This window comes from Yoonia sp. 72 (assembly GCF_034652275.1).
Lineage (GTDB): Bacteria > Pseudomonadota > Alphaproteobacteria > Rhodobacterales > Rhodobacteraceae > Yoonia.
The window spans coordinates 313556-328468 of record NZ_JAXIWG010000001.1; the positions used below are offsets into that span (position 1 = coordinate 313556).

Here is a 14913-nt window from a genome sequence, read left to right on the forward strand (position 1 = left end):
TCTCATCCGACAGCCATCTGGGGGCCATCATGGTCAAACTTGACATTATTTCCGACCCGATCTGCCCCTGGTGCTATATAGGTAAGGCCAATCTGGATGCGGCCTTGCTGCAATTCCCCGACCATCCGTTCACGATCGAATGGCATCCGTTCCAGCTCAACCCAGACATGCCTGCAGGCGGCATGGACCGCAAAGCCTATCTGGAAACGAAATTCGGCGGCAAGGCCGCGGCGGCCAAAGCCTATGCGCCGGTGGTGGCCCATGCCGAAAGAGCCGGGCTGACGATCAATTTCGAGGCGATGCAGGTCACCCCGAACACCATCGACGCGCACCGCCTGATCCATTGGGCGGGGATTGAGGCGCGCCAGACCCTTGTGGTGGACCTGCTCTTCAAAGCCTATTTCGTCGAAGGCCGCGACATCGGCAGCCACGAGGTGCTGGCCGATATCGCCGATACGGCGGAAATGGACGCAGCCCTTGTGACGCGGCTTCTGGCCTCGGATGCCGATACCGCCGATATCCGCGCGCGCGATGCGCATAGCCGCGAAATGGGCATTTCCGCCGTGCCGACCTTTGTGGTCGCCAACCAGCATGCCGTGCCCGGCGCGCAGCCGCCCGACCTCTGGGTCAAGGTCATCACCGATATCATGGCCCAGATCGGCGACGAAGCATGATCGCCCCGACGCAGCGTCTGGGCCAGACCGAATTCGTGGCCCTGATGGCGATGGTCGTGGCGACGGTCGCTTTTTCCATCGACGCGATGCTGCCCGCCCTGCCCGAAATCGGCGCCTCGCTCAGCCCCGACAACCTCAACAATGCGCAGCTGATCATCACCAGTTTCGTGCTGGGCATGGGGATCGGGACGCTGTTCACCGGCCCGCTGTCGGATGCCTATGGCCGCAAGCCGGTGATGGTCGGCGGTGCTGTGATCTATGTCATCGCCTGCGCTCTGGCCTGGGCTGCGCAATCACTGGAACTGATGCTGGCCGCACGGGTGCTGATGGGGCTTGGGGCATCAGGGCCGCGCGTGGTCGCGATGGCGCTGGTGCGCGACATCTATCAAGGGCGCGACATGGCGCGGATCATGTCCTTTGTCATGGCGGTTTTCGCGCTGGTGCCCGCGCTGGCCCCTACGCTGGGGCATTTCATCATTCTTGGTTTCGGCTGGCGCGCGATCTTTGCGGCCTTCATACTGTTTTCGGTCACCACTCTGCTCTGGCTGCTGATCCGTCAGCCTGAAACGCTGATGCCGGAAAAGCGCCGCCCGCTCAGCCTCACGGCGCTGACCACCGCCACAGGCCAGATGTTCGCCCATCCCACGGCGCGTTTGTCGATTGCGGTGCAGACGCTGGTTTTCGGCATCCTGTTCATGGTGCTGTCCTCGACCCAGCAGGTGTTCGACGTGACCTTCGGGCAAGGCGCGCATTTCCACTACTGGTTCGGCGGCATCGCCATAGTCGCGGCCAGTGCCAGCCTGCTGAACGCGCGGCTGGTGATGAAACTGGGGATGCGCGCGATCATCAAGGCGATGCTGACCGTGCAGATCGGCCTGACCATTGTGATGATCGCGATCACAGCGATGGACGGCCCTTATTGGCTGGCTTTCGGGACCTATGTGGTCTGGGTCACCGGCAACTTCTTTCAGGCGGGGCTGACGATTGGCAACCTCAACGCGCTTGCGATGGAGGAGATGGGCCATATCGCGGGCCTTGCCGCTTCGATCATCGCCGCGATCAGCACTGTGGGCGCTGTCCTGATCGCCGCCCCCATCGCGCTGATGTTCGACGGCACCCCGATGCCGATGGCGATTGGTGCGCTGGTCGCGGCTGTCATCGCGCTGTGGCTGACAACCAAGATCAAGCGGCCGGGCGAAGCCTGAACCCATCTTCCGAGAATAAATATCCCCGTCGGAGACCGGAAAAAGCAGGGTTCTTACCCTGCTTTTTTCGTTTCTTCGGCCAATTTTCCCGCCAGATCCCGCGCGATGTTGAACGCACCCTGGATCTTGTCGCGTTCCTTGTCCCAATCCCGCAGCACGACGATCTTGTTGTCCTTGACCTTGGCCTGGCCGCGCTGGTCGTTGATGAAATCCACAAGCCCCGCAGGCGACGCGAATTTGTCGTTGTGGAACCGGATCGTTGCCCCCTTCGGCCCTGCATCCAGCTGGCTGATGCCCGCCTTCTTGCACATCGCCTTGATCCGCACGACCAGCAGCAGCGTGTTCACCTCGCGCGGCAGCGGGCCGAAACGGTCGATCAGTTCGGCGGCGAAGCCTTCCAGCTCCACCTTGGTCGTCAGGTTCGACAGGCGGCGGTACAGGCCCAGCCGCACATCCAGATCGGGGACATAGTCCTCGGGGATCAGCACCGGCACGCCCAGATTGATCTGTGGTGCCCATTGGCCGTCGTCGATGATGCCTTCGGCCGCGCCCGACCGGATCGCGGTGATCTGGTCCTCCAGCATCTGCTGATAAAGCTCGTAGCCCACTTCGCGCATCTGGCCGGATTGTTCCTCGCCCAAGAGGTTGCCCGCACCGCGAATGTCGAGGTCTTGGGACGCGAGCGTGAAGCCAGCGCCGAGTGAATCAATCGACCCAAGCACCCGCAGACGTTTCTGTGCGGTATCGGTCAGTTTCTGGCGCGGTTTGGTGGTCAGATAGGCATAGGCGCGGGTCTTGGACCGGCCCACCCTGCCCCTGATCTGGTAAAGCTGGCTCAGCCCGAACATATCCGCGCGCCAGACGATCATCGTGTTGGCTGTCGGAATATCCAGCCCCGATTCCACAATGGTCGTCGCCAGCAGCACATCATATTTGCCGTCGTAAAAGGCGTTCATCCGGTCATCAAGTTCACCCGCCGCCATCTGGCCCGTCGCGCTGATATAGGTGACTTCCGGCACTTCATCGCGCAGGAAGGCTTCCATTTCGTCCATATCGGTGATGCGCGGAACGACGATAAAGCTTTGCCCGCCGCGATAATGTTCGCGCAACAGCGCCTCGCGCACGGTAATCGTGTCGAATTCGCTGACATAGGTGCGGATCGCCAGACGGTCGATCGGCGGTGTGCCGATCACCGACAGATCGCGCACGCCTGACAGCGACAGTTGCAAGGTGCGCGGGATCGGCGTGGCGGTCAGGGTCAGCACATGCACATCGGTGCGCAATTGTTTCAGCCGTTCCTTGTGCTGCACGCCGAATTTCTGTTCTTCGTCGATGATGAGCAGGCCGAGGTTCTTGAAATTCACGCCCTTGGCCAGCAGCGCATGGGTGCCGACCACGATGTCAACACTACCCTTGTTGATCCCGTCACGGGTCAGTGCTGCGTCCTTGGTCGACACGAACCGCGACAAAGGCCGCACATTGACGGGAAAGCCGCGGAACCGTTCGGCAAAGCTCTGGTAATGCTGGCGTGCGAGCAAGGTCGTGGGCGCGATGATCGCCACCTGCACCCCCGCCATTGCCGCGACAAAGGCGGCGCGGATCGCGACCTCGGTCTTGCCAAAGCCCACATCGCCGCAGATCAGTCGGTCCATCGGTTGGCCGGATGCCAGATCGGTCAGCACATCGTCGATGGCGGACAACTGGTCATCGGTTTCGGCATAGGGAAAGCGGGCCAGAAACTGGTCCCACAACCCTGATTCCGGTTCCAGCACGGGGGCTTTGCGCAACGCGCGTTCGGCCGCCACACGGATCAGCCGTTCGGCGATCTGGCGGATGCGTTCCTTGAGCTTGGCTTTTTTCGCCTGCCACGCCCCGCCGCCCAGTTTGTCGAGCAATCCGGCCTCGTGCCCGTATTTGGACAGAAGTTCGATATTCTCGACCGGCAGGTAAAGCTTTGTTTCCTCTGCATATTCGATCAGCAGGCATTCATGCGCCGCACCCAAGGCGGTGACGACCTCCATGCCCATGAACCGCCCGACGCCGTGATCGACATGAACGACCAGATCACCCGGCGACAGGCTGTTGGCTTCGGACAGGAAGTTTTCGGCGCGCCGCTTGCGTTTGGTTTGGCGGATCAGCCGGTCGCCCAGCACATCCTGTTCGGAAATCACCGTCAGGCCGGGGGCTTCAAACCCCTGATCCAACGGCCAGACGGCCAGATAGACACCCGTTTTGCCCACGCGGGAGAAATCGGTGATGGCAATCGTCTCGCCCACACCTTCATCCTCGATCAAGCCTTCCAGCCGTTCGCGCGCGCCTTCCGAATAGGACGCGACGATGACAGGGCCAGCTTCACTGCGCGCCTTGATATGCGCGGCCAAGGCCCCGAAAAGGCTCAGGTTTTCCTGCTGGCGTTCCGGCGCGAAACTCCGCCCCATGCGCCCGCCTGCGTCGATCACACCGGGGCCGGTCGCCTGTTTGTGCGGCGAGAATTGCAGCACGCGGCGATCCGCCACTGCCCGCGCCCATGCAGCATCGTCGAGATACAACAGTTGCGGCGGGGCCGGTTTATAGACCGAATCCATCCGCCCCTTTTGTGTCAACGCATGCATCCGCGTGCCGTATTGGTCGGCGATGCTGTCCCAGCGTGCCACGCGCTGCGGGCCGATCTGGTCGTCAAGCGTGACCGTGGCCTTGGGCAGATAATCGAACAGGGTTTCCAGATCGTCTTGAAAGAACCCCAGCCAGTGTTCGACACCGGCATGTTTGCGGCCTGCACTGACGGCCTCGTAAAGCGGGTCGTCAGTGCCGGCAGCGCCAAACTCGATCCGGTAATTCTGGCGGAACCGCGTGATCGCGGCCTCGTCGAGGATCACCTCGGACACAGGCGCCAGTTCCACCTCGGTCAGTTTTTCGACGGTGCGCTGGGTCGCGGGATCGAACCGGCGCGCGGCATCCAGCACGTCGCCGAACAGATCCAGCCGCACAGGGCCGGATTGGCCCGGTGGAAAGATGTCGATGATCCCGCCGCGCACGGCGTAATCGCCCGGCTCCATCACATTGGGGCTTTGCGTGAAACCCATCCGCACCAGAAAGGCGCGCAAAGCGCCCTCGTCCAGCCGCTTGCCAACGGTCGCGGTAAACGCCGCCTCGCGCAATGTGCTGCGGGCTGGCACGCGCTGGGTGGCGGCTGACAGCGTCGTCAGCAGGATGAACTGGCCGGGCATGCCATGCACAAGGGCGGCCAGCGTCGCCATGCGCGCGGCGGAAATGTCGGTGTTGGGCGACACGCGGTCATAGGGCAGGCAATCCCACGCGGGAAAGACAGAGACCGGCACGGCAGGCGCAAAGAACGCAAGCGATGCCTGCAGTGCTGCGAGCCTTTTGTCATCGCGCGCGACATGCAAGACGGGCTGGCCCTTGGCCAATTCGGCCAAGATCAGCTTGGCGTCGAACCCTTCGGGGGCGCCCGCGACGGTGATATGGGTGCGATCAGACATTGCGCCGAGATATCCTGCGCCGGGGCCGTGTCAACCGCTCAAAACACGAAGCGCTGGCTAAGGGTGACGTACATCCCCAAAAGCGCCGTGCCGAAAATCGCGGCCATCGCGATGCATTGTATCCAGAACCGCAGGCGGAACAGCGCCTTGGCAAGATCTGCGCCAGCGGGTTGGTCAACCGCGAACCGCTTGCAGCTGCGCAAGGTCAATAGCCCCACAAACACCAGCGGGAACGCCAGACAGAACAGCCCCTGCGCCAGTTCCAGCCCGTAAACAAAGCCAAGCATACCAGCGACAGTGATAAAAAAGGCGGTCATCCCCGCCAGCACGACAGCAGGCGTGCCCGAAATCGTCATCAGCCTGCGCACGTTGATCGCCACCAGTGCCTCAAGATCGCGTGCCGCCTGCCCGTCGTGCCGGCGCGCGCGATAGATCATGTCGAACGGCACGCCGATCACCCAGTGGCTGACCGTAGCCCATGTCACCATGACGGCCAGCCAGTACCAGATGTTCGAGAAGGTCCTGAAATCGATCAGGAAGAAAATGGTATCGATCAGGTCCAAGGTCTGTTCCGCAAACTATGTGCTTCGCGACGATAGCGGGCCACAGGGGGATTGCCCAGACTTGTGATGGGGTAAAATCCATGCGACCAAAAGGCGACTTTGCAGCAAAGGCCCGCCCCATGACCCCGATCACCCCCGCATTTCCTGTCACGCGTCTGCGCCGGATGCGCCGGACCCCTGCCCTGCGCGCGCTTGCGCGGCAGAACACGCTGACGGTCGATGACCTGATCTGGCCGGTTTTCGTGATGGAAGGGCGTGACGCTGAAACGCCCGTCGCTTCGATGCCCGGTGTGATGCGCCGCACTGTCGACCGGATCGCCAAGGCAGCGGTCGAGGCGCAGAACCTTGGCATTCCTGCGATCTGCATCTTTCCCTACACAGGGATGGAGGCGCGGACCGAGGATTGCGCCATGGCGTGGGACCCGAACAATCTGACCAATCAGGCAATCCGCGCGATCAAGAACGCCGCCCCCGACATCGCGGTGATGACCGATATTGCGCTCGACCCTTACAACATCAACGGTCACGACGGTTTTGTCGAAAACGGCGAGATCGTGAACGACCGCACCGTTGAAGCCCTGGTGAAAATGGCGCTGGCACAGACAGAGTCAGGGGCAGATATCCTTGGCCCCTCCGACATGATGGATGGCCGGATCGGCGCGATCCGTGCCGCGCTGGAAGCTGACGGGCATTCCAATGTGACCATCCTGAGCTATGCCGCCAAATATGCCTCGGCCTTCTATGGCCCGTTCCGCGATGCGGTGGGCGCATCGGCTGCACTGACGGGCGACAAGAAAACCTATCAGATGGACCCCGGCAACAGTGACGAGGCGATCCGTCTGGTCGCCCGCGATCTGGCCGAAGGGGCCGATATGGTCATGGTCAAGCCCGGCATGCCTTATCTCGATATCTGCCGGCGGGTGAAGGACACGTTCGGCGTGCCGACCTATGCCTATCAGGTCAGCGGCGAATACGCGATGATGCAGGCGGCAATCCAGAACGGCTGGCTTGATGGAGAAAAGGTCATGATGGAAAGTCTTCTGGGTTTCAAACGCGCCGGTTGCGACGGTGTTCTAACCTATTTTGCGTTGGACGCCGCGCGCGTTTTGCAGGGCTGAGGTAACGGGTTGGTAAGACTTTGGCCTTATCACTAGAACGTGAAGTTTAAGGCCGAAGGTAGAATTGTGTTGTCGTTTCTCAAGAAAGTCCCGCCGCCGCCCGATCCGTTACTGACATTGATCGATCAGACGCAGGCGGTGATCCGCTTTACCGTCGATGGCACCATTGTTACGGCGAACGACAATTTTCTAAAGGCGGTAGAATACGATCTGTCCGAAATTGTCGGACGGCACCACCGCATGTTTGTCGAACCACGCTACGCAGAATCGCCGGAATACGGCGATTTCTGGAAAAGACTGGGCCAAGGACAGCCCTTTACGGATTGTTTTCCACGCCTCACGAAATCCGGGCGGACGATCTGGATTCAGGCCACCTATGGCGGGGTGCGCGATCTGGACGGTCGGATTGGCTCTGTGATCAAGATCGCCACCGATGTCACGCCACGCACGAATGCTTTCATCATGATTGGCAAGGGCCTTCAGGCATTGAGCAACGGTGATTTTTCTGGCCGCCTGCCGATGTTTGGCCTTTCCGATGTCGATCCGATCGGGACCGCATTTAATCGGGCGGCCAGTGACCTTTCCGATATGATGCAAAGCGTTTCGCGTATCGCAGGGCAGGTCCGCGCTGTAAGTGGCGATCTGGAAGGTGCCTCTGCGCAACTGTCTGCCCGCACAACCGCGCAGGCCGCAACGCTGGAACAAACCGCCGCTTCGCTGGAAGAATTGACCACAACAGTGCGGTTATCGACCGACAGCCTGCGGGATGCGGAAAACCTTGCCTCCGAAACCGTCAGCGGAGCCCGCAAAAGCGATGAGGTGGTGAAACGCGCTATTGATGCGATGGCAGAGATCGAAACCTCCTCTGGCGAAATATCCAAGATCATCGCTGTCATTAACGATATCGCCTTTCAGACCAATCTGTTGGCTTTGAATGCCGGAGTCGAAGCCGCGCGCGCGGGCGATGCAGGGCGCGGTTTCGCGGTCGTCGCGTCCGAGGTGCGGGGCCTCGCGCATCGCGCGCAATCCGCGGCAGGTGACATCAAAACCCTGATCAGCCGCAGCGCGGGGCATGTCTCGACGGGGGTCGGCCTTGTCAATGACACTGGCCGTGAACTCCGGACTATTGTCGAAAGTATCGGCAAGATCAGCGATGCCATGCGTACGATCGCAGAAAGCGCCCGCCAGCAATCGATCGCGCTTGATGAACTCAACAGCGGTGTCGGTCATCTGGATATCGTCACACAGCAGAACGCGGGCATGGTCGACCAGATGGCGCAGGTAAATGCAACGCTGACGACGAATGTGGCGGCGCTGATTGACCAGATGGCGCGCTTTGATGCGTCAGATCGCCAGCCTCTGCTCTTGCGGCGCGCAAGCTGAGCAGCCGGTCTGCCTGCGCAAAAATCCGCGCCCGCGCACCAAGCGCGTGACACTTTGGGCACAATCGCCTAATCTGAGTTGGTGAAGGGCGGTCAACGCCCCGTTTTGGCAAAGGGCAGATGGATATGAGCAGTTTTTCTCGGCGCGGTTTCACGCTCGGTCTGATGGCAACAGGCGGCCTTGCGGCGTGTAACAACGGGATCGGCACAGGTGGCGGCGCGATGATCGACGCGCGCGTCGATGCCACGCTGAACCAGATGTACAACGAATTCCCCGGCACGCGCGATCTTGCGTCGCGGGCATCGGGCATGCTGGTTATGCCGCTGATTACCAATGCGGGGCTGGGGCTTGGTGGGTCTTTCGGGCGCGGCGCGCTGCGGATCGGGCCATCGACGGTGGATTACTACTCGGCGACTTCGGGCAGTGCAGGCTTGCAGATCGGGGCGCAGCAATTCAGCTATGTGCTGTTTTTCATGACGCCGGACGCGCTGCTGGACTTCCGCCAATCGCCCGGTTGGGCGGCCAGTGCCAATATCGAATATGCCGTCAGCAACCAAAGCGACATGCTGCGCGCGGAAACCACGACGTCGCTGTCGCCGGTGATTGCCGTGGTCTTCGGGCAGACCGGCCTGCGGATCGGCGCGACACTGGAAGGCAGCAAATACACACGCATCATCCCGTAACGCCAGCGCGACACCGGATGTCGCAAACGGAACGCCGGACCTATCCGCCCCTGCCATAATGCGACAAACAGCAGGAGCAGCGCCCATGAAAACCACCACCCGTGCCGTCATCATCGGAGGCGGCGTCGTCGGCTGTTCGGTCCTGTATCACCTGACCAAACTGGGCTGGTCTGATGTGACGCTGCTGGAACGGTCCGAGCTGACATCGGGGTCCACATGGCACGCGGCGGGCGGGTTCCACACGCTGAACGGCGACACCAATATGGCCGCGCTGCAAGGCTATACCATCCGCCTTTACCGCGAGCTGGAGGCGATCACCGGCATGTCCTGCGGGCTGCACCATGTGGGTGGCGTGACGCTGGCGGACAATCAGGACCGGTTCGACATGCTGGTCGCGGAACGCGCCAAGCACCGTTATATGGGGCTGGAGACGGAAATCATCGGCCCTGCGGAAATCGCCAAGATCGCGCCGATCACAAACCTCGATGGCATCATCGGCGGGCTCTACGACCCGCTTGACGGGCATCTGGACCCGTCCGGCACCACACATGCCTATGCGCGTGCGGCCAAGATGGGCGGTGCGACCATTGAATTGCATTGCAAGGTGATCGAAACGAACCCCCGCGCGGACGGCACATGGGATGTGGTGACCGACAAAGGCACGATCCACGCCGAACATGTGGTCAATGCCGCGGGCCTCTGGGCGCGCGAGGTGGCGGCTATGGCGGGGTCCTATGTCCCGCTGCACCCGATGGAACACCAGTATATCGTCACCGACGACCTGCCCGAGATTTACGAGCGCGACAGCGAACACCCCCATGTCATGGACCCTGCCGGCGAAAGCTATCTGCGGCAGGAAGGGCGCGGGTTGTGCATCGGCTTCTATGAACAGCCCTGCAAACCCTGGGCGGTGGATGGCACGCCGTGGGATTTCGGGCACGAACTCTTGCCCGACAACCTCGACAAGATCGAGGATTCCATCGCCTTTGCCTACAAGCGTTTTCCTGTTCTGGAACGCGCAGGCGTCAAATCGGTGATCCACGGCCCGTTCACATTCGCGCCCGACGGCAACCCCTTGGTCGGTCCCGTGCCGGGGTTGCGCAATTACTGGTCGGCCTGCGGTGTCATGGCGGGATTCAGTCAGGGCGGCGGCGTGGGCCTGATGCTGGCGCAATGGATGACCACGGGCGAATGCGAACGCGATGTCAGCGCCTTGGATATCGCGCGCTATGGCCGCTGGATCACGCCCGGCTATACCCGCCCCAAGGTGATCGAGAACTACCAGAACCGGTTTTCCGTCAGCTACCCGAACGAGGAACTGCCCGCCGCCCGCCCCCATCGCACCACACCGATGTATGACATTTTCACCGATCTGGGCGCTGTCTGGGGCCATCAATTCGGGCTGGAGGTTGCCAATTACTTCGCCCAAGACGGCGACCCGACCTATGAAACCCCGACCTTCCGCCGATCCGACGCTTTTGCCGCGACCGCGCGCGAAGTGGCGGCCGTGCGCGGGGGTGTCGGCATCAACGAGGTGCAGAATTTCGGCAAGTTCAGCGTCACAGGCGCAGGCGCGCGCGCGTGGCTCGACCGGATCATGGCGGGCCGCATCCCGCAGCCCGGGCGCATGTCGCTGACGCCGATGCTGTCACCCAAAGGGCGGCTTTGGGGTGATTTCACCGTGTCGTGCCTTGCCGAGGATGATTTCCAGCTGACCGCGAGCTATGGCGCGCAGGAGATGCACCACCGCTGGTTCATGCAAAACGCAAGCCCCGAGGCGCGGGTCGAGAATATCTCGGACAAACGCACGGGATTCCAGATTGCAGGGCCAAAGGCGCGCGATGTGCTGGCCGCCTGCACCCGCGATGATGTGGCGGGAATCAAGTTCATGGACGTGCGCCGCATGACCGTTGGTCAGGTCGCCTGCATCGTGCAGCGCGTCAGCTACACCGGTGATCTGGGGTACGAGATTTACTGCGACCCGATGGACCAGCGGCAGCTCTGGTGGACGCTCTGGCAGGCGGGCCAGCCTTTCGCGATCGCGCCTTTCGGGATGCGGGCGATGATGTCGCTGCGGTTGGATCGGTTCTTTGGCTCTTGGGGGCGCGAGTTTTCGCCCGATTACACCGCCGCCGAGACGGGGATGGACCGGTTCATCAGCTTCAAGAAAAACACTGATTTCATCGGGCGCAGCTTGGCCGAGGCGGAACGCGCCACGCCGCCCGCGCGGATGCTGGCGACCTTTGAGGTCGATGCCGACGATGCCGATGTCGTGGCCTATGAGCCTGTGTTCATCGGAGGCGAGGTCAAAGGCTTTTGTACCTCGGGTGGCTATTCCCACCATGCGGGCAAATCCATCGCCTATGCGCTGATCCCGCGTGCAGATGCGACAGACGATATGCAGGTCGAGATCGAGATCATGGGCCAGCGCCGCCCGGCCCGCCGGATCACGACACCGCTGTTCGACCCTGACGGACAGGTCATGCGCGGATGATTCCGATCCTGATCCTTGCGGCGGGCGCATCCCGCCGGATGCAGGGGCAGGACAAGCTGTTGCAGGTGGTCGAAGGCATGCCGCTTTTGCGCAGGCAGGTGCTGATGGCGCAGGCGACGGGCCATCCGGTGTTCGTGGCCCTGCCCGCCGCCAACCATCCGCGCGCGGGCGTGATCCGCGATCTGGATGCGACGCTGCTGATCGTGCCGGATGCCGCGCAGGGCATGGGTATCACCATGCGGGATGCGGTGGCGCAATTGCCGCAATGCGATGCTTTCATGATCCTGCTCGGCGATCTGGTGGCGCTGACCACGGCCGATCTGCAGGTGGTGTTCGCCGCACGGCACCTGCACCCCGACGCCGCTATCTGGCGCGGCGCGACCGAGGACGGCAAACCGGGTCATCCAGTGATCTTTGGCGCGGGGCTGCGGGCGGACTTTGCGGATCTGGCGGGGGATGCGGGGGCGGAGTCAATCGTGCAGGCGCACAAGGCGGCAACCCGTCTGGTCCCCCTGCCCGACCAGCGTGCACGTTTCGATCTTGATACGCCCGAACAATGGGAAGCCTGGCGCCGGACCGCGCTTTAGCCTTTGCGCGTGATCAGCCCGGCTTCGTTTTGTTGCAGCGTCTTGCGCGCGGCACGGTAGCGCCGGACGCCTTCCTTGGTGGCCAGTTCTGGAAACAACAGGAACAATTCTTCGCGCTGGTCGGCGTCGATGCCTTGCAGCGTGTAATCGCCGGGCTGGAAACTTTCGGTCCATGCACCGTCCGACAGCACGATTTCATGGGTTTCGCACATGAAATGGATATAGGTCGCCTCGGGCTGGTCCGAGGTTTCGATGCCTTTCATATGGGTCAGATGCTTGGCCGCGATCAGCACCTCTGATTCGTCGAAATAGAGCTTGGCCATTTCCGACACCACCAGAACACGGTGATTGGGCGATACGATCATGTCGCGTTCCGGCTGGCCCTGCCCCAGCGCGCCTTGCCGGATCAGAACGGGGCGCATGCTGGCCGTGACCTGCAAGTCCTGCATCGTCATCGTTTTCTGGCCAGCCCATGTGATAAAACGGATGCCGTTGTCGCGCGTCAGCACGCGGTCGCCGATCTTAAGATCCTCGACCGGTTTTTCGCCCTTGGGCGTCGCGATCCGGGTGCCGGGGGTGAAACAGGGAATGACCTCTGCGATGCGGGCAAAGGTCATGCGCGTGCCGCAGGCATAGCTGACACGGCTGCGATCAAGGGCGTCGGGTTTAAAGTCGATCCCGCACACCTGCGGACCCGTCAGGTTCAACAGGTCGCAACGGCCATAGGAAAAGCCCTGGTCGGAGATGTCAGTTGGAAACCTAGCCACGAATTCGCGTTCTTTACCCTATGACGCGACAGGCGCCGGATGAGACAAAAACATACCGGACCTAACCGGCGGTTAACAAAGTCCGCTCTACATTCCCGAACTGGAACCTTTTTGCAAGATCGCAGCATGAAGACCTGACTTTAAGTAACTCCGATAGCCGCCGATCATGGCATCAACATGACCTGCTGCAATAGATTGGTGTTTCGGGAAGGTCCGCGTCGAAAAGACGCGATTGGTGCCGATGGAGGGACTCGAACCCACACGATGTTACCACCGGGGGATTTTGAATCCCCTGCGTCTACCATTCCGCCACATCGGCACTGGAACGGTTCCTAATCCGGCTGCATTGCGGCGTCAATCGGATTTGCAATCGCTTGACGGGGCAGCGTCGGCATGGCCTAAGCAGCCTGACCAACAAAGGCTTTACGATGCTGCGCGCACTTTACGACTGGACGATCGCTCTTGCGCAGACGCGCTATGCGCTCTGGGCGCTGGCGGCTGTGGCTTTTATCGAATCGTCCTTCTTTCCGATCCCGCCCGATGTGCTGATGATCCCGATGATCATCGCCCGCCCGTCGCGGGCCTTTCTGATCGCAGGTGTGGCGACGGTCGCATCGGTGCTGGGCGGTTTGTTCGGCTATTACATCGGGTTTGCCCTGTACGAGACCGTCGGCGTCCAGATCCTGCAATTCTACGGCAAAGAGGCGTATTTCACCGAATTTGCTGCAACCTATAACAGCTATGGCGCATGGGCCGTGCTGGTCGCGGGTGTAACGCCCTTTCCTTATAAGGTCATCACTATCGCATCGGGTGTCACGCAACTGTCGCTGCCCGTGTTTATCGCGGCCTCGATCGCGGCGCGCGCTTTGCGGTTCTTTCTGGTGGCGGCCTTGCTGTGGAAATTCGGCGCACCAATCCGTGATTTCATCGAACGTCGGCTGGGCTTGATGTTCATCCTGTTCTGCGTTTTGCTGATCGGCGGCTTTGCCGTATTGGGGGTCATGTGACACGCAATCTGATGGTTTTTCTGGCCGGAGCTGGGTCCTTTGCCCTTTTGGCGGGGGCCTATCTGTTTCAGGCCTTAGGCTATCCGCCTTGTGCAATGTGCCTCTGGCAGCGCTGGCCGCATTTCGCGGCGATTGCGCTTGCGGCACTGGCGCTGCGGTTCGGCGGACGTCCCTTGCCCGTGCTTGGCGCTGTGGCAGCAGGTACGACGGGGGCGATCGGCGTGTTTCACACCGGGGTCGAGCGTGACTGGTGGGAAGGCCCGTCATCCTGTTCGGGTGTCAGCAGTCTGGAAGGGTTGTCGGGCGCCGATCTTCTGTCGCTTGACGGGCCGCGTGTCGTCATGTGCGATCAGGTGACGTGGGAATTGCTGTCGCTGTCGATGGCAAGCTGGAATGCGGTTGCGTCCTTTGGTCTGATGGCGGTCTGGATCAGCGCCGTGATGATAGCAAAAGGCTCGTCTCGGACCGCGTGACCCCGTCCATCCGGCGGATCGCAAACAACGCCTGATCGAAATCCTCAAGGCTTTTGGTGCCGATCTCGGCGATCAGGTCCCATGTGCCGTTGGTGGAATGGACCACGATCACTTCTGGCATGGCGGTCAGGCGTTTCATCACCCGTTCCGCCGCGCGCCCCGCGATTTCCAGCATCATCAGCCCGCGCACCGCATCGGGGCGCACGTCCGACCGTGTCAGCACGGTAAAGCCCGCAATCTCGCCCCCCGCGATCAGCCGGTCAAGCCGCGTGCGCAGCGTCGTGCGCGTCACACCCACGATGGCCGCAAGGTCCGACAGCGACGCCCGCCCGTTCTGCCGCAGGGCGCGGATGATGGCGCTGTCCGTTTCGTCCATGATGACTGCCCAATCTGATCAATTCCTGCCCGTTTTGCACATTTTGCACGGTTCCGCCAAGCGGCGTTTTGGCTAATCTGCCG

The 14913-nt window shown here is 61.6% G+C and carries 13 protein-coding genes and 1 tRNA gene; 9 read left to right on the forward strand and 5 right to left on the reverse strand.

Annotation, left to right across the window (positions count from 1 at the left end; genetic code table 11):
- Positions 1-29: 29 nt before the first annotated feature.
- Together VCK47_RS01655 and VCK47_RS01660 are read left to right on the forward strand one after the other, a co-directional pair.
- Entirely contained in the window at positions 30-674 is a 645-nt protein-coding gene (locus VCK47_RS01655) for a DsbA family oxidoreductase (RefSeq protein WP_322888993.1), read from the forward strand.
- Positions 671-1879, forward strand: coding sequence for a multidrug effflux MFS transporter (locus VCK47_RS01660; protein ID WP_322888994.1), 1209 nt, complete (start codon positions 671-673; stop codon positions 1877-1879). Before VCK47_RS01655 ends, VCK47_RS01660 begins: the two co-directional genes overlap by 4 nt.
- A gap of 53 nt (positions 1880-1932) precedes the next feature.
- Here the strand turns inward: VCK47_RS01660 and mfd are convergent, their stop codons facing one another.
- Complete coding sequence (mfd, locus tag VCK47_RS01665) at positions 1933-5379, reverse strand: transcription-repair coupling factor (RefSeq protein WP_322888995.1); 3447 nt, start codon at positions 5377-5379, stop codon at positions 1933-1935.
- 38 nt (positions 5380-5417) lie between these two features.
- Complete coding sequence (locus tag VCK47_RS01670; protein WP_322888996.1) at positions 5418-5942, reverse strand: hypothetical protein; 525 nt, start codon at positions 5940-5942, stop codon at positions 5418-5420.
- Positions 5943-6061: 119 nt separating this feature from the next.
- Between VCK47_RS01670 and hemB the strand changes: the two genes are divergently transcribed.
- The 5 genes from hemB to VCK47_RS01695 all read left to right on the forward strand — a co-directional run bounded on the left by hemB (position 6062) and on the right by VCK47_RS01695 (position 12207).
- Positions 6062-7060, forward strand: coding sequence for a porphobilinogen synthase (hemB, locus tag VCK47_RS01675; protein ID WP_322888997.1), 999 nt, complete (start codon positions 6062-6064; stop codon positions 7058-7060).
- A gap of 66 nt (positions 7061-7126) precedes the next feature.
- Complete coding sequence (locus VCK47_RS01680; protein WP_322888998.1) at positions 7127-8443, forward strand: methyl-accepting chemotaxis protein; 1317 nt, start codon at positions 7127-7129, stop codon at positions 8441-8443.
- A gap of 125 nt (positions 8444-8568) precedes the next feature.
- The gene (locus VCK47_RS01685) at positions 8569-9126 is read left to right on the forward strand and encodes a YSC84-related protein (protein WP_322888999.1); all 558 of its coding nucleotides are present in this window, start codon (positions 8569-8571) and stop codon (positions 9124-9126) included.
- Positions 9127-9211: 85 nt separating this feature from the next.
- A complete protein-coding gene (locus VCK47_RS01690; protein WP_322889000.1) occupies positions 9212-11620 on the forward strand; it encodes an FAD-dependent oxidoreductase in 2409 nt (802 codons plus the stop codon).
- Positions 11617-12207: a nucleotidyltransferase family protein gene (locus tag VCK47_RS01695; protein WP_322889001.1), complete on the forward strand. Its 591-nt coding sequence runs from the start codon at positions 11617-11619 to the stop codon at positions 12205-12207. The genes VCK47_RS01690 and VCK47_RS01695 overlap by 4 nt, the downstream gene beginning before the upstream one ends.
- Here VCK47_RS01695 and VCK47_RS01700 read toward each other — a convergent pair.
- Positions 12204-12974, reverse strand: a complete 771-nt coding sequence (locus VCK47_RS01700) for a Hint domain-containing protein (protein WP_322889002.1) — start codon at positions 12972-12974, stop codon at positions 12204-12206. The genes VCK47_RS01695 and VCK47_RS01700 overlap by 4 nt on opposite strands.
- Positions 12975-13207: 233 nt before the next feature.
- Positions 13208-13293: transfer RNA gene (locus VCK47_RS01705), tRNA-Leu, on the reverse strand.
- Positions 13294-13402: 109 nt separating this feature from the next.
- Here VCK47_RS01705 and VCK47_RS01710 point away from each other — a divergent pair.
- Together VCK47_RS01710 and VCK47_RS01715 are read left to right on the forward strand one after the other, a co-directional pair.
- Positions 13403-13981, forward strand: coding sequence for a YqaA family protein (locus VCK47_RS01710; RefSeq protein ID WP_322889003.1), 579 nt, complete (start codon positions 13403-13405; stop codon positions 13979-13981).
- The gene (locus VCK47_RS01715; RefSeq protein WP_322889004.1) at positions 13978-14454 is read left to right on the forward strand and encodes a disulfide bond formation protein B; all 477 of its coding nucleotides are present in this window, start codon (positions 13978-13980) and stop codon (positions 14452-14454) included. Before VCK47_RS01710 ends, VCK47_RS01715 begins: the two co-directional genes overlap by 4 nt.
- Here VCK47_RS01715 and VCK47_RS01720 read toward each other — a convergent pair.
- Complete coding sequence (locus VCK47_RS01720) at positions 14411-14830, reverse strand: Lrp/AsnC family transcriptional regulator (protein ID WP_322889005.1); 420 nt, start codon at positions 14828-14830, stop codon at positions 14411-14413. The genes VCK47_RS01715 and VCK47_RS01720 overlap by 44 nt on opposite strands.
- Positions 14831-14913 lie beyond the last annotated feature (83 nt).

What these genes read in the sequence shown, in the direction of transcription:
- VCK47_RS01655 (WP_322888993.1), top strand. Translation starts at nt 30, where the DNA reads ATGGTCAAACTTGACATTATTTCCGACCCGATCTGCCCCTGGTGCTAT.
- VCK47_RS01660 (WP_322888994.1), top strand. Translation starts at nt 671, where the DNA reads ATGATCGCCCCGACGCAGCGTCTGGGCCAGACCGAATTCGTGGCCCTG.
- mfd (WP_322888995.1), bottom strand. Translation starts at nt 5,379, where the DNA reads ATGTCTGATCGCACCCATATCACCGTCGCGGGCGCCCCCGAAGGGTTC.
- hemB (WP_322888997.1), top strand. Translation starts at nt 6,062, where the DNA reads ATGACCCCGATCACCCCCGCATTTCCTGTCACGCGTCTGCGCCGGATG.
- VCK47_RS01685 (WP_322888999.1), top strand. Translation starts at nt 8,569, where the DNA reads ATGAGCAGTTTTTCTCGGCGCGGTTTCACGCTCGGTCTGATGGCAACA.
- VCK47_RS01690 (WP_322889000.1), top strand. Translation starts at nt 9,212, where the DNA reads ATGAAAACCACCACCCGTGCCGTCATCATCGGAGGCGGCGTCGTCGGC.
- VCK47_RS01695 (WP_322889001.1), top strand. Translation starts at nt 11,617, where the DNA reads ATGATTCCGATCCTGATCCTTGCGGCGGGCGCATCCCGCCGGATGCAG.
- VCK47_RS01710 (WP_322889003.1), top strand. Translation starts at nt 13,403, where the DNA reads ATGCTGCGCGCACTTTACGACTGGACGATCGCTCTTGCGCAGACGCGC.
- VCK47_RS01720 (WP_322889005.1), bottom strand. Translation starts at nt 14,830, where the DNA reads ATGGACGAAACGGACAGCGCCATCATCCGCGCCCTGCGGCAGAACGGG.